12 protein-coding genes are annotated in these 13,730 nt (G+C 73.1%); 8 read left to right on the top strand and 4 right to left on the bottom strand.

Features of this window, described 5'->3' with window-relative positions; translation table 11 throughout:
* Positions 1 to 54: 54 nt before the first annotated feature.
* The 4 genes from OG904_RS03200 (at position 55) to OG904_RS03185 (ending at position 5,505) form a co-directional block, all read left to right on the top strand.
* Positions 55 to 1,044 carry a helix-turn-helix domain-containing protein gene (locus OG904_RS03200; RefSeq protein WP_405487142.1) on the top strand — a complete coding sequence of 330 codons (990 nt, stop codon included), beginning with the start codon at positions 55 to 57 and terminating at the stop codon, positions 1,042 to 1,044.
* A gap of 108 nt (positions 1,045 to 1,152) precedes the next feature.
* Positions 1,153 to 2,514: a 6-phospho-beta-glucosidase gene (locus OG904_RS03195; protein ID WP_405487140.1), complete on the top strand. Its 1,362-nt coding sequence runs from the start codon at positions 1,153 to 1,155 to the stop codon at positions 2,512 to 2,514.
* A gap of 94 nt (positions 2,515 to 2,608) precedes the next feature.
* Positions 2,609 to 4,711 carry an MDR family MFS transporter gene (locus tag OG904_RS03190; protein WP_405487138.1) on the top strand — a complete coding sequence of 701 codons (2,103 nt, stop codon included), beginning with the start codon at positions 2,609 to 2,611 and terminating at the stop codon, positions 4,709 to 4,711.
* Between the two features lie 125 nt (positions 4,712 to 4,836).
* Complete coding sequence (locus OG904_RS03185) at positions 4,837 to 5,505, top strand: GPP34 family phosphoprotein (RefSeq protein ID WP_405487136.1); 669 nt, start codon at positions 4,837 to 4,839, stop codon at positions 5,503 to 5,505.
* Positions 5,506 to 5,572: 67 nt separating this feature from the next.
* On the opposite strand, the gene OG904_RS03180 is transcribed toward OG904_RS03185, so the two are convergent.
* Positions 5,573 to 6,091: an NUDIX hydrolase gene (locus tag OG904_RS03180; RefSeq protein ID WP_405487134.1), complete on the bottom strand. Its 519-nt coding sequence runs from the start codon at positions 6,089 to 6,091 to the stop codon at positions 5,573 to 5,575.
* Positions 6,092 to 6,312: 221 nt separating this feature from the next.
* Between OG904_RS03180 and OG904_RS03175 the strand changes: the two genes are divergently transcribed.
* On the top strand, positions 6,313 to 7,704 hold the full coding sequence (locus tag OG904_RS03175) for an NAD(P)/FAD-dependent oxidoreductase (protein WP_405487132.1): 1,392 nt from the start codon (positions 6,313 to 6,315) through the stop codon (positions 7,702 to 7,704).
* Between the two features lie 254 nt (positions 7,705 to 7,958).
* Here OG904_RS03175 and OG904_RS03170 read toward each other — a convergent pair whose 3' ends face one another.
* Positions 7,959 to 9,050: an ATP-dependent DNA ligase gene (locus OG904_RS03170; RefSeq protein ID WP_405487130.1), complete on the bottom strand. Its 1,092-nt coding sequence runs from the start codon at positions 9,048 to 9,050 to the stop codon at positions 7,959 to 7,961.
* Between the two features lie 75 nt (positions 9,051 to 9,125).
* Here OG904_RS03170 and ligD point away from each other — a divergent pair, with 75 nt between their 5' ends.
* The 3 genes from ligD to OG904_RS03155 all read left to right on the top strand — a co-directional run bounded on the left by ligD (position 9,126) and on the right by OG904_RS03155 (position 12,106).
* Positions 9,126 to 10,145 (top strand): non-homologous end-joining DNA ligase, encoded by a 1,020-nt coding sequence (gene ligD / locus OG904_RS03165; protein ID WP_405487128.1) that lies wholly within the window; start codon positions 9,126 to 9,128, stop codon positions 10,143 to 10,145.
* Positions 10,146 to 10,264: 119 nt separating this feature from the next.
* Positions 10,265 to 11,257: a hypothetical protein gene (locus tag OG904_RS03160; RefSeq protein WP_405487126.1), complete on the top strand. Its 993-nt coding sequence runs from the start codon at positions 10,265 to 10,267 to the stop codon at positions 11,255 to 11,257.
* 60 nt (positions 11,258 to 11,317) lie between these two features.
* Positions 11,318 to 12,106 carry a hypothetical protein gene (locus OG904_RS03155; protein ID WP_405487124.1) on the top strand — a complete coding sequence of 263 codons (789 nt, stop codon included), beginning with the start codon at positions 11,318 to 11,320 and terminating at the stop codon, positions 12,104 to 12,106.
* A gap of 30 nt (positions 12,107 to 12,136) precedes the next feature.
* On the opposite strand, the gene OG904_RS03150 is transcribed toward OG904_RS03155, so the two are convergent.
* Positions 12,137 to 12,781, bottom strand: coding sequence for an NADPH-dependent F420 reductase (locus OG904_RS03150; RefSeq protein ID WP_405487122.1), 645 nt, complete (start codon positions 12,779 to 12,781; stop codon positions 12,137 to 12,139).
* A gap of 48 nt (positions 12,782 to 12,829) precedes the next feature.
* Positions 12,830 to 13,642, bottom strand: a complete 813-nt coding sequence (locus OG904_RS03145; RefSeq protein ID WP_405487120.1) for an inositol monophosphatase family protein — start codon at positions 13,640 to 13,642, stop codon at positions 12,830 to 12,832.
* Positions 13,643 to 13,730: the final 88 nt, after the last annotated feature.

The following is a 13,730-nucleotide window of genomic DNA, read 5'->3' as shown; positions in this document are numbered from 1 at the left end:
GGATCGCCACACGGAAATGAAGATCCAGACCGTAATAAAGAGGGGGAGCTCTCGGTGCCACATCTCGCAGCGGTGGGCCCGTCCGATGGCCTCGCCCACATCGGTGGAGAGCGCCTCGCGGGCGAGGAGTCCGCACGCGGCGCCGTGCGGTCGGAGCGACGCAAGGAGATTTTGCGCCAGCGTCGGGAGGAGCTGGGGCTGAGCCAGGAGGACATGGCGGCCCGGCTGCGCATCAGCGTGCGCGCGTACGGAAACTGGGAACGCGGCCTGGTCAAGGAGTGGACGGACCGCAAACTGCTCGCCCTGGCCGAGGCGCTGGAGATGGGCGAGCGGCAGTGCTTCTGGCTCTTCCGGGTCATGGTCGACCGCGACCCGCCGCCCACCTGGCGCGCGGCCGAGGAGAACCGGCTGCCCGAGGACCCGGCGCAGCGCGACTACCTGTGCGACTACGCGGCCCTCATGGAGGCCGTGCCCTACCCGAGCTTCCTCGTGGACCACCGCTGGGACGTGGCCCTCACCAACTCGGCGTTCGACCGGCTCTTCCAGTCGGTGCGCCCGCATCCGACCGCCCTGCCGGACGACAACTTCCTGCGCTTCGTGCTGTTCCACCCGGACGCGGCGGCCGTGCTGGAGGACCACGAACCGGCCTGGTGCGTACCGCTGCTGGCCCGGTTCGCGACCGCCCTGGCCGCGGCCCCGGAGGACGAGGGGCTGCGCAGCATCCGTCAGGAGGTGGCCCGTGACCCGTTCATGGAGGCCGCCTACCGGTACGGGGTGCCGCACTGGCTGACGACCCACGGGGCCGAAGCCGCCGAGCAGGACGGGGCCGTGCGCACCGTGCGCCACCCCGATCCGGTCTGGGGCCTGGTGCGGTGCCGGATGGTGGCCGAATCCGGTCCGATGCTCGATGCCATGGGGCTGACCCGGATGACACTGATCCTCTCGGCGCCGCAGGGCCTGCCGACGGGACCGGTACCGGGCGGTCCGGGCGCGGCGGCGCGCCCGACACCGCGGCTGCGGGCCGTGCCGTCGCCGGTGGACTGACCCGGCGGGAGAGACTGGTGCCACGGAACGTGGCATTGGGACGGGCCCGGGCACCGGCACCGGTACGCCACGGGCGCCGGCTCGGGCACTGCGAAGGGCGGTAAGGGCGTGCGGCTGACGATCCTCGGCGGGGGCGGTTTCCGGGTACCGCTCGTCTACGGAGCCCTGCTCGGCGACCGGGGCGAGGGCAGGGTGTCGCACGTGACCCTGTACGACGAGGACTCCGGCCGGCTCGGTGCCATGGCGCGGGTGCTCGCGGACCAGGCCGCCGCCTCCGTCGGCGGGATCGCGGGCGCGCCGGCCGTGACGGCCACCACCGATCTCGACGAGGCCCTGCGCGGCGCCGACTTCGTGTTTTCGGCCATTCGCGTGGGCGGGCTGGAGGGGCGCGCCGCCGACGAGCGGATCGCCCTGGCCGAGGGGGTGCTGGGCCAGGAGACGGTGGGCGCGGGCGGGATCGCGTACGGCCTGCGGACCGTGCCGGTGGCCCGCGAGATCGCACGCAGGGTGGCCCGCAACGCTCCCGGGGCGTGGGTCATCAACTTCACCAACCCGGCCGGGGTGGTCACCGAGGCCATGGCCGAGGAGCTCGGGGACCGGGTCATCGGCATCTGCGATTCACCGGTCGGGCTCGGGCGGCGGATCGCCCGGCTGCTCGGCGCGCGGCCGGAGGAGGCCTGGATCGACTACGTCGGCCTCAACCACCTGGGCTGGGTGCGCGGGCTGCGGATCGGCGGCCGCGACGAGCTGCCGCGGCTGCTGGCCGACGCCGCGGCACTGGAGTCCTTCGAGGAGGGCCGGCTGTTCGGGGCCGACTGGCTGCGCTCGCTCGGGGCGATCCCGAACGAGTACCTGCACTACTACTACTTCAACCGTGACACGGTACGGGCGTACCAGGAGGCCAAGCAGACGCGCGGGGCGTTCCTGCGCGACCAGCAGCGGGGTTTCTACGCCGAGGCCGGGCGGCCGGAGCAGGCCCCCGGGGCGGCGCTGGCCGCCTGGGACCGGACGCGGGCCGAGCGCGAGGCGACGTACATGGCCGAGAACCGCGAGGTCGCGGGGGTCGGTGAGCGCGAGGAGAGCGACCTGGAGTCGGGCGGGTACGAGAAGGTGGCCCTCGCCCTGATGCGGGCCATCGCCCGGGACGAGCGCGCCACCTTGATCCTGAACGTGCGCAACCGCGGGACGCTGTCGGTGCTCGACGCCGGGGCCGTCATCGAGGTGCCGTGCCTGGTCGACGCCAACGGGGCCCACCCGGTGGCCGTCGATCCGCTGCCGCTGCACGCGGTGGGCCTGGTGACCTCGGTCAAGGTCGCCGAACGGGAGGTGCTGGCGGCCGCGGCGAGCGGATCGCGGGCGGACGCCGTCAAGGCCTTCGCGCTGCACCCGCTGGTGGACTCGGTCGGGGTGGCCCGGCGGCTGCTGGAGGGGTACGCGGCGGAGCATCCGGGGCTGGGCTACCTGCGCTGAGGCCGGGGGCGGGCCTGGGGCGGGGCCGGGGCCGGGGGCGGTCCTGGGCTGCTCGGGTCGGCGCCGGCGGTGCACACGGACGGACCAGTGCCGCATGCGGCCGGCCGGGTGCGCTGTGAGAGTGCGAGATGTGACCACAGCCTCCGCCATACCCGCCACGGCCCCGCCCGTCCTCGACCGGCGCAGGCGCAACGTCATCTTCGTCACGATCATGCTGGGCGTGCTGCTGGCGGCACTCGACCAGACGATCGTGGGCACCGCCCTGCCCACGATCGTGGCGGACCTCGGCGGCGGGGACCACATGTCGTGGGTCGTGACCTCGTACCTCCTCACGGAGACGGTCGCGACGGTGCTCGTCGGCAAGTTCGGCGACCTCTTCGGCCGGAAACTGGTCTTCCAGGTCTCCGCCATCGTCTTCATCACCGGTTCGTTCCTGTGCGGACTGGCGAACAACATGACCCTGCTCATCGTGTGGCGGGGCGTGCAGGGCATCGGCGCCGGCGGCCTCATGGTCACCGCGATGGCCCTGATCGCCGACGTGGTCCCGCTGCGCGAACGGGGCAAGTACCAGGGCGCGATCGGCGCCGTCTTCGGCGTCGCGACGGTGATCGGCCCGCTGCTCGGCGGACTGTTCACCGACCACCTGACCTGGCGCTGGGCCTTCTACGTCAACGTCCCGATCGCCATCGCGGTCGTCGTGGCGGCCGCCCGGACCATCCCGTCCGTGCGGGCCGCCGGGAAGCCCGTCATCGACTACCTGGGCATCGCGCTGGTCGCGGCCGGCGCCAGTGCGCTGATCCTGGCCACGAGCCTGGGCGGCAACGAGTACGCCTGGGGCTCGCCGCTCATCGTCGGGCTCTTCGCGGGCGGCGTGCTGGCCCTGGCGCTCTTCTGCCTGGCCGAGACCCGGGCCGCCCAGCCGATGCTGCCGATGCGGCTGTTCCGCAACCCCGTCTTCTCGGTCTGCTCGGTCCTCAGCTTCGTCGTCGGCTTCGCGATGCTCGGGGCGATGACTTTCCTGCCGACGTACTTGCAGTACGTGGACGGGGATTCGGCCACGGTCTCGGGCGTACGGACGCTGCCGCTGGTCATCGGCCTGCTCATCGCCTCGGTCTTCAGCGGCAACGTCACGAGCAAGACCGGCCATTACCGGATCTTCCCGATCGTGGGCTGCGCCGTGATGGGAGTCGGGCTCTACCTGCTGTCGCGGATGGGCCCGGGGACCGGGGCCTGGCTGGAATCGCTGTACATGTTCGTCCTCGGCGTCGGCATCGGCCTGTGCATGCAGGTACTGACCATCGCCGTGCAGAACACCGTGGACTACGCCGACCTCGGCACCGCGACCTCGGGCGTCACGTTCTTCCGCACCCTCGGCAGCGCCTTCGGGACCGCGGTCTTCGGCACGATCTACGCCAACACCCTGGGACCCGCGCTGACGAAGGCGGTCGCGGAGGCCGCGCGCCTCACCGGGCAGGACCCGGTGCAGCTCGGCAAGGCGGTGCAGAGCCCGCAGGGCGTGAACGCCCTCGATCCGGCGGCGGCCGGACCGATCATCGGCGCCTATGCCGACACCCTGCACACGGTGTTCCTGTGGACCGTGCCGGTGGCGGTGGTGGGCTTCGTCGTCGCGCTGTTCCTCAAGCAGGTCAAGCTGCGCGACAGCGCCCGGGCCGGCTCCACGGACATGGGCGACGGGTTCGGCTCGCCGGCCACGGCGTCCGGGGACTCGGCGAAGCTGCTGGAACTGGCGGTCGGCAAGCTGGTGCGGAGCATGGGGGCGGACACGGCGCGCGGGATCGTGGCGGCCTCGGACACCCGGCTGGACATGGCGGGCGCGTGGGCGGTGATGCAGGTGGACCTGATGACCCGCACGGTCGGCCACGCCAGCCTCGGCTTCATGGCGTCAAGGCGCCACCTGCCTCCGGAGGTGCTGCTGCCGGTCTTCGAGCGGATGGTGGAGGAGGGCTACCTGACGCGGCAGAACGGCTTCTACACGCACACCGCGGCCGGGGAGCGCGAGGCGGGAGTCATCTCGGACGCCTGGGCGCAGTGGCTGGGCGACCAGCTGGAGAAGGACCGCGGCCGCCCGCGCAGCGCCGAACTGCGGGCGGCGGCCGACGCGATCGCGAAGCGGCTGCTGGCGGAGGACCTGGGAGACGGCAACTTCGCGCCCCGCGCGATGGCGGGAAGGCCGTAGCGGGCCGGTGGCGGAGCCGGGTTCAGCCGGGTGAACCAGGGTGAACCCGGCAGGTCCGGGGAACTTCCGGGTGGGTGCGGACGTCTGAGCAGGAGAAGGCGGACGGGTCTAGGGGGGTGCCGGGCATGACGATCACTCTGGCGGAGGAGATCACGCTGCTGTCGCTGGACGACGAGTCCGGGTCGGTCAAGCAGCGGCAGTCGGTGGGCTGGGCGGTGGCGGGCGCGATCCTGCTCGAACTGGTCCTCGCGGAGCGGGTGCTGGTGTCGGGCAAGTACCTGGAGCTGGTGGACACCTCGCCCACCGGGGAGGCACTGCTCGACGGCCGGATCGGGTTGATGGAAACCTGGATGCGGGGCCGGAGCAAGCGCCGGGTGACCGACTGGCTGACGAAGGACCAGGCCAGGGCGATCGGCGCGGCCGTGGAGCGGCTGACCGTGCGGGGCGTGGTCGTGGAGGAGCGGCGCAAGGCGCTCGGCGTGTTCCCGGTGCGGCGCTACCCCGAGGCGGACGGCTCGGTCGAGCGCGCGGTGCGCGAGCGGCTCGTGTCCGCCGTCCTCAAGGGTGCCGAGCCGGACGGGCGCACCGCCGGCCTCATCGCGGTGATCCACGCGGCGGCGCTGCACGGGCCGGCCTTCCCGGGCCACCCGCGCAAGGAGATCGTGGCGCGCACGGCGGAGATAGCCGACGGGCAGTGGGCGGCCGAGAGCATCCGCGGCGCGATCCGCGACATGCGGTTGGCGATGGCCGCGATCACCGTGGCGACGGCCGCGGGGGCGGCGGCGTCGGGCTAGGCCGTCTGGAGGGTGGACCGGGCGGGTCGGCCGGGTCGGGGCCTTCGGGTTGACCGGGGCCTTCGGGTCAAGGGGCGGTGGTCGTCGGGTAGTCGTACGAGGGCGCGTGCGGGAGGGCCGGCGTGAGATCGGGCCGCCAGGCGCGCAGGACCGCCACGGACGGGGCGTAGAGGGCGGCCGGGATCTCGGCCGGGGCGAACCACGACCAGCGGGCGATCTTGTGGGGCTCGGTGACCGTGGCGGTGCCCTCGGCGGCGGAGGTGACGGCCGCCGCGGTCAGCTGGGTCACCCCGGCCGTGGGGTCGATCTGGACCGACAGGATCCGGATGTCCCCGGGGTCGGCCCGCAGCGCGGTCTCCTCGGCCAGCTCGCGGGCGGCGGCCCGCTCGAAGCCCTCCCCGGGGTCGACCTTGCCGCCGGGCAGCTCCCAGCGCCCGTCGTGCGCCTGGCCGAGCAGCACCCGTCCGTCGCGGCCGACCACGACCACGCCGACTCCGACGACGGCGTTGGGGCGGGGGACGGCGCGCCGGCGGTGCTCGGGCCCGTCGGGTGGCCCGGCTGGTTGCGTGTGGTGCTCGATGGACATGGATCCATTGGCCGGTTCGGGGCCGTCCTTTGTCAACCGGAGCCGGAGCGGGGGCCGGGCGGGGCGCTGCCGGGGAGGTGGGGGAGCGCCGGGTGGTCGCAGCTGCCGGTGCCTGGCTCCGACCCTTCGAATGGGGCAACGGCGCGGGTTTCGGCCAGGCCCGGCCCGCGCAGGCTTCCGGCGATGTGATCGTCGTACCACCCATCGGCTCAGGGGGCGCAATGGCACATGTGCTGGTTGTCGGCGGAGGCGTGGGCGGGCTGGCCACCGCCCTGCTCGCGGCACGTCACGGACACACCGCCGAGCTCTTCGAGCGCGATACGAGATCCCCCGGCACCGCGCTCGACCGGGACTTCTTCGGCTGGCGCCGGCCGGCGGTACCGCAGGCCAACCAGCCGCACGTGCTGCTCGGCGCCGCGCGGAACCTGTTGCGCGAGGAACTGCCCGACGTACACGCCGAGATGCTCCGGCTGGGAGCACGGGAGCGGCACGAACTGGACTGGTTCGAGGTGCGCCCGCCGGCCCGGCCGGGCGACGAGGACCTCGTGATGCTCCAGGCCCGGCGCATCGTGCTGGAGAGCGCGCTGGCCACGGCGCTGCGCGCCGAGCCCGGGGTGGTCGTGCGGTACGGCGAGCCGGTGAGCGGGCTGACCGCGGTGGAGGGAGCTTCCGGGGTCCGTGTGACGGGAGTGACCACAGGGGCGGGCATGTACGAGGGGGACCTCGTCGTGGACGCGGGCGGCCGGCGCGGCGGCTCCGAACGGTGGCTCGCGGCGGCCGGCTGCCGGCCGGGCGTCGTGGAGCGGCACCGCACCGGCCTCGCCTACTTCTGCCGCTGGTACCGGCTGCCCGAGGGCATGGACGAGGGCCCGCGCCGCCCCTGGACGGTGACCGGGGGCAGCTTCGCCGGGTGCGCCGTCTTCCCCGCCGACAACGGGCTGTTCGCCGTGACGCTGTTCGTGCACACCGGGGACCCCACGCGCTCCGCGCTGCGCGATCCCGCCGTCTTCGACGCCGCCGCACGGTCCTTCCCGCCCGGCGCGGCCTGGCTGGGCCTGGGCGCCGAGCCGCTGTCCGGGGTACTGGCCACGGCCGGGCTGGACAACCGCTGGAGTGCCCTCGTGGACGAACGGGGGCCGGTGGTGAGCGGGTTCGTGCCCATCGGGGACGCCGTCACCCACACCAACCCGACGCTCGGACAGGGCACTTCGCTGACCCTGTGGGCCGCGCGCAGGGTGGCCCGTACGGCACACCGTGACCCGGGATCGGTGCGGTTCGCCGCCGAGTACCACGTGTGGGCGGTGCGCACCCTCAAACCGTGGTTCGACTTCCAGGTCGTCGCGGACGGCGCCATCGGGGAGCGGTTCGCGACCCGGGCCGGGCGCACGGGGCCGGCCCGCGAGGTGGCGGCGCTCTTCGAGTGCGCGCTGGAGGACCCGGAGGTCATGCGCGCGCGGGCGAGGGTCCGGCATCTGGCCGATCCGCCGGAGCGGGCGTACGCCGACCCGGAGATCCGGGCGCGGGTCTCCCGATGGCTGGCGGCCCGGCCCGACCACGCCCCGAACACGGCCGGCCCGAGCCGGGCGGAGTGGGAGAAACTGACGACGGGCTGAGCGCTCGACCCCCTCGGCCGACCGACCGGCGGATGCCGAAGCGGGGTGCCCGACGGAGGCGGAAGGCTTCGTGCTGGAACCGCTCGAAGAGTTCGGCGAGGGCGCTAGATGAGGCCATCGGCGATGGTCACCTTGGTCACCTTCATGGTTTCCGGTTCCCCTCTCCCGTTCGGCGAGTGCCGCGTTCGATGCTCCCGAGCCCGAGAGCCCGGGGTCAAGCGATCACGGTTGAGAGAACGGGAAGGCGGGCCTGTCTAGGTGCCCTTGATGCCCAGTACCTCGTCCAGGTCGTAGCCCACCACTTCCTCAAGCTGGTCGTAGGTGCAGCTCTCGGGGGTCCGGTCGGGGCGCCAGCGGCGCCACCGGGCCGTGTGCCGGAACCTCCCTCCTTCGCCCCCGTCCACCCTGTTGGTAAGGGTGTCGTACGCCACCTCGCAGACCCGCTCGGGGCGCAGCGGTACCCAGGACAGGTCCTTCTTTCCGGTCCAGCGGCTCTGGGCTCCGGGCAGTCGGGCGGTCTCGTGGGCGGCCTCCTCGGTCCAGGCGGCCCAGGGGTGGCCTGCGGGATCGGGCATCCGGAACGGTTCGAGCTCGTCGATCAGCTCCGCGCGGCGCTTCATCGGGAAGGCGGCGCAGACGCCCACGTGCTGGAGGACGCCGTGGGCGTCGTACAGGCCCAGGAGCAGCGATCCGACAATCGGACCGCTCTTGTGGAAACGGAATCCCGCGATGACGGCGTCGGCCGTACGCTCGTGCTTGATCTTGAACATGAGGCGGGCATCGGGCCGGTAGGGGAGATCGAGGGGTTTGGCGACGACCCCGTCGAGCCCGGCGCCCTCGAATCGCTCGAACCACTCCTGCGCGAGGGCGGGGTCGGTGGTCGCGGGCGCGAGGTGCACGGGGGGCCGAGCGGTGGAGAGCATGCGGGTCAGGGCGGTGCGGCGGTCGACGAGGGGTGTGTCGAGGAGGGACTCGTCGCCGAGCGCCAGCAGATCGAAGGCGACGAACGCGGCGGGCGTGGTCCCGGCGAGCAGCTTCACGCGGGAAGCGGCGGGATGGATCCGCTCGCTGAGCCGGTCGAAATCGAGGCGGCCGTCGTGGACGACGACGATCTCGCCGTCTACGACGCAGCGCTCCGGCAGATTGGCCTTCAGCGCCTCCACCAGCTCGGGAAAGTACCTGGTCAGGCTCTTGCCGGTGCGGCTGCCGAGCTCGATCTCGGCCCCGTCCCGGTGGACGATCGCGCGGAAGCCGTCCCACTTGGCCTCGTATTGCATGCCCGGCGGGATCCTGGCCACGGACTTGGCGAGCATCGGCTTCACGGGTGGCATCACCGGCAGATCCATGTCTCCGATTCTGCGGTGGTACGCCCGGACCCGCTCGGTGTGCGGTCCCGCCCGGGCCCGCCTACCGTGGCGGACATGGGTGCAGCGGGCAACGCGATCGAGCTGGAGGCCGGCGGCCGGACCGTCCGGCTGTCCAGCCCGGACAAGGTGTACTTCCCGGAGCGCGGCCTCACCAAGGGGGACGTGGCCGCCTACTACCTCGCGGTCGCGGACGGAATCACCCGCGCCCTGCGCAACCGGCCCACGACCCTGGAACGGTTCCCCGACGGGGTGGAGGGCGAGTCCTTCTTCCAGAAGCGGGCCCCCAAGAACCTGCCCGACTGGATCCCCACCGCCCACATCGCCTTCCCGAGCGGGCGCACCGCCGACGAGATCTGCCCGACCGAGCCGGCCGCCGTCCTGTGGGCCGCCAACCTCGGCTGCCTCACCTTCCACCCCTGGCCGGTGCGCCGCGAGGACACCGACCGTCCCGACGAGCTGCGCATCGACCTGGACCCGCAGCCGGGCACCGACTACCACCACGCGGTCGCGGTCGCCCACGAACTGCGCGTCCTGCTGGAGGAGCTGGGCCTGCGCGGCTGGCCCAAGACCTCGGGCGGCCGGGGCCTGCACGTCTTCGTCCCGATCGCGCCGCGCTGGACCTTCACGGAGGTCCGCCGGTGCGCCATCGCGATCGGCCGGGACCTGGAGCGCCGGATGCCGGGGAAGGTCACCACCGCCTGGTGGAAGGAGGAGCGGGGCGAGCGGATCTTCGTCGACTACAACCAGACGGCGCGCGACCGCACCATCGCCTCGGCCTACTCCGTCCGCCCGCACCCGCACGCCCCGGTCTCCGCGCCGCTGCGCTGGGACGAGCTGGACGCGGCGGAGCCGCGCGACTTCGACATCGTGACGATGCCGGCCCGGTTCGCGGAACTGGGCGATCTGCACGCGGACATGGACGAGCACGCCTTCAGCCTGGACGCCGCGCTGGAACTGGCGGACCGCCACGAACACGACCACGGACTCGGCGACATGCCGTACCCCCCGGACTACCCGAAGATGCCGGGCGAGCCGAAGCGCGTACAGCCGAGCCGCGCGAAGCACGAGGACTGACTGACTGGCCTAATGGCTGAATGGCTGACGACGGCCGGCCGCTCGGAGACGGAAAGGCGGGGGCGCGGGTCCACGGGCCGTGACATGATCGGCCGCATGACCGCGTCCTCATCCTCCGCGTGCGAGAGCGACCACCGCCCCGCACCGTGAAGCGGCCCGACCGGGCCGGGCCCGCAGACCGGGCCGCGCGCTTCCTGGCCTGTCTGGAGACGCTGCGGACGGCCCCTGCCCCATGCCGTCCGGAGCTCGACGCGGCGCTGTTCCAGGACGCCGGGGAAGCCGCGCGCCACCTCGCGGACGCCGGGGAACGCTGGGAGCGGGTGCTGTCGGAGCTGGGCCGCGAGCAGGACACGTACGGCATCGTGGGACGCCTGCTGGCCGACCCCGCGACCCGGGACCTCGGCGCCGGACTCGGCCGTGCGGCGTGCCAGACCTGGCGGGCGGCCGCGGTGGAGTTGCTGCCCCTGTTCGTCCGGTACCGCGGCCGGGACACCAGCCGCGCCATGGACGAGGCCCTCACCACGGCTTCGGTGTCGGATCTGGCGGTGAGCGCGCACGGCGACCTGCTGGCCCGGATCGGTTTCACCCCCGCCCCGAGGCCGAGGGGCCGGGGCCGCGGTACCACCGTGTACGACGCGGCGTCCGCCGCCGAACTCCTGGCGGCCAAGGCCATGGGGCTGTCCAGGCTCCGTGGCGCCCCGCAGATCTTCGGGGCCCTGCTGGACGCGGGTCCGCTGACCTTCCGGCAGGCCGCGCAGCTGTACGGCCTCACCTTCGAACGGCCGGGCCACACGCAGGGCGTGTGCGCCCCGCTCTGGCTCCGGCACGCGGGCCCCCCGGCCCTGCCGCGGCTCCTCGGTCTCATGACCCCGTACCTGGACGACTACGCGATCGGCGAGTTCTACCTCGAAGGGCTCGCCGGGATGGGCGGACAAGCCCTGCCCGCGCTGCCGGCCGTGACGGCGATGATCGAACGGCGTACGCGCATCCCCACTCTGGCCTCCACGCGGGACGGAGAGATGATGCTGGACGAGACCCTGCTGAAGGCCGCGCTCAACGCCCGCTCCGCGATCCTCGCCGACAGCGCCGCCGCCGGACACCCCCGGCCGTAGGGGCGCCGGCAGCCACCCGGGCCTTGCGAGCCGGGCAGCTCGTCGTCGATCGTCGGCTCCATGGGAATGCTGATGACCTGTCTGGTCTCGCTGGCCGGTGTGAACCTCGCCCTGGGGCTGGACCGGCTGTGGCGCCGGTCGGTGGAGGCCCGGATGGTCCGGCAGGTGCGGGCCTGGCCGGGTCTCGACGCCTATCACGCTGAACTTCTCAGCGCTGCCGAACCGTTGTGCTCGGCCGGCCACCAACCCGACCGACTGGAGCGCAACTCCCACCGCGCGGCCGAAGTGGCCGTCCGCCTGATGCGTGAGGAAGGCCTGCTCGACGAGCACGGCATGGAGTTGGCGGAGACCGCGACCGAGCCCGCCCACCCGGTCACCGCGGCCGCGTTCCGCGTCATCGGCCGGTACCGGGCCGTCCACGGCCTCCCACGCCTCGGCGACATCGGCCGCGACCACGGATTCCAGGCCGCCGTCCGGACCCATCTGAACGAACTCTTCGCCCACGCCCCGGCCACCCGCCACCACTTGAGCACCACGAGCAGGGACGTGGCCCTCTGGTCCTACGGCCTCGGCGCGGCGGCCCCCGCCGTCCACGTCTTCCTCCTCCTGCGCCGCTCCGCCCCCACCGACCCCGACGTCGTGGGGGGTGCCTTCGTGCTGGCCTCCCTCGCCTTCCTGGCGGCCCTGATCTTGCTCACGGCCCAGGCCGGCAACACCTGGCACCCCCTCGAAGACCAGGAAGTGCCCACCGCTCTCAAGCAACCGGCCCCGCCCCGCTCGGCGGGGCCCTCCTCGACGACACGGAGGTCGGGGCCGTACGACTGCCGTGGGCCCACTGATCCCCCCTGATCCCCCCTGATCCCGACTGATCCCGACCGGTCAGCGGGCGAGGGAGACGGCGAAGGGCTTGAAGCCGTGGCGGCGCAGGATGTGCGGCACGATCAGGATCATGGCCTCGGTAGCGCGGGCCGTGGTGATGTCGCCCAGGTTCTCGATCCGTTCGGGATGCCAGCCCAGGTCGCCGAGCAGGCCGGTGACGGTCTCCTTCGCGTTCTCGTCGTCGCCCGAGAGGTAGGCGGTCGGCGGGGTGGCCAGGGTTTCGGGGGCGGTCATGACCATGAAGAGCATGGTGTTGAGGGTCTTGACCACACGGGTGTCGGGGAGCGCGGCCTGGAGCTTCTCGGCGAGGCTGCTGCCGGGGTAGCACAGGTCGTCCGGCAGGCCGTCAGCGGCGTCGCGGGCGGCATTGGAGACGTCGATGAGGATCTTGCCGGCGAGTTCGGTGCGCAGTTCCGTGAGGCGCTCCAGGGAGCTGTCGCCGGGCGTCGCGTTGATCACGATGTCCGTGGTGCGGGCGGTGGTGCGCTGGTCGGCGAAGGCGATCCGCGGGGCGGGCCCCATGGTGCGGGTGGCGGCGTCTTCGGGGTTCCGGCTGCCGAGGGTGACGTGGTGTCCGGCGGCGGAGAGCTTGCCGGCGAGGTTGGTGCCGACGCGGCCTGCGCCCAGGATGCCGATGCTGGTCATGGGGTGATGCTCCTTGTGGTGGCGGACGGGAAGAGCGGAGGCGCCCGGTCAGACGATCGGGGCCAGGACCTTGAGGGCGGTGGCGTGGATGCCGGGGGCGGCGGCCAGGAAGTCGCGGCTGCCGGTGTTCCAGGGTTCGCCCGCCAGGTCGGTGACGGTGCCTCCGGCTTCGGAGACCAGCAGGGCGCCGGCGACCAGGCCGGAGCGGACGTCGGAGAACTGCCAGAACGCGTCCATGCGGCCGGCGGCGACGTGGATGAGCTGCATCGTGGCGGGCACGGACACGCGCACGACCAGGCCGTTGACCAGCATGGCGGTGACGGAGTCGCCGATCCGCCGGAAGGTGCGCTCGTCCTCGCCGGGCTTCGCCTGGCCGGTGCCGATGAGCGCGGCGCCCAGGTCGGTCTTGGCGGACACCTTCAGCGGGCGGCCGTTGAGGCGGGCACCGCCGCCGGCGACCGCGGTGTAGGTGTCGCCGGTCAGCGGCAGGTGGACGACGGTGAGTACCGGCCGGTTGTCGCGGACCAGGGTGGCGGTGACGGCCCAGTCGTCCATGCCGTGGACGTGGTTGATGTTCCCCTCGGCGGGGTCGACGACCCACCATTCACCGGCCGGGAGCGCGCCGCCGGCCAGCTCGTCCTCGGCCCACCGCGACCCTTGCCGGGCCCGCAGCAGCGGTTCCCGCAGCACGTCCAGCACCGCGTCGTCGTTCGCGTGGATCTCGCCGACGATCTCGTCCAGACCGACGCCCCTCGCGTGCGGGGTGTAGCGGTCGCGCAGCGTCGCGCCGGCGGCCTTCACTGCGGCGGTCACGTCGGACAGGAGCGTCGCGTCAGCGTCGAAAGGCATGGCTGTGCTCATGGTGGGCTCCCTGGGTGATCGGTGGAAGCGGGGCGGTCGTCTCGCCCCCGCACTTCGAAGGTAGGCCGCCCCGATCGTTAACAACAAG

The sequence above is a fragment of the Streptomyces sp. NBC_00096 genome (assembly GCF_045041305.1).
In the GTDB taxonomy this organism is placed as follows: Bacteria; Actinomycetota; Actinomycetes; order Streptomycetales; family Streptomycetaceae; genus Streptomyces.
The sequence above is the reverse complement of the archived record's forward strand: the minus strand, read 5'-3'. Positions and strand labels throughout refer to the sequence as shown.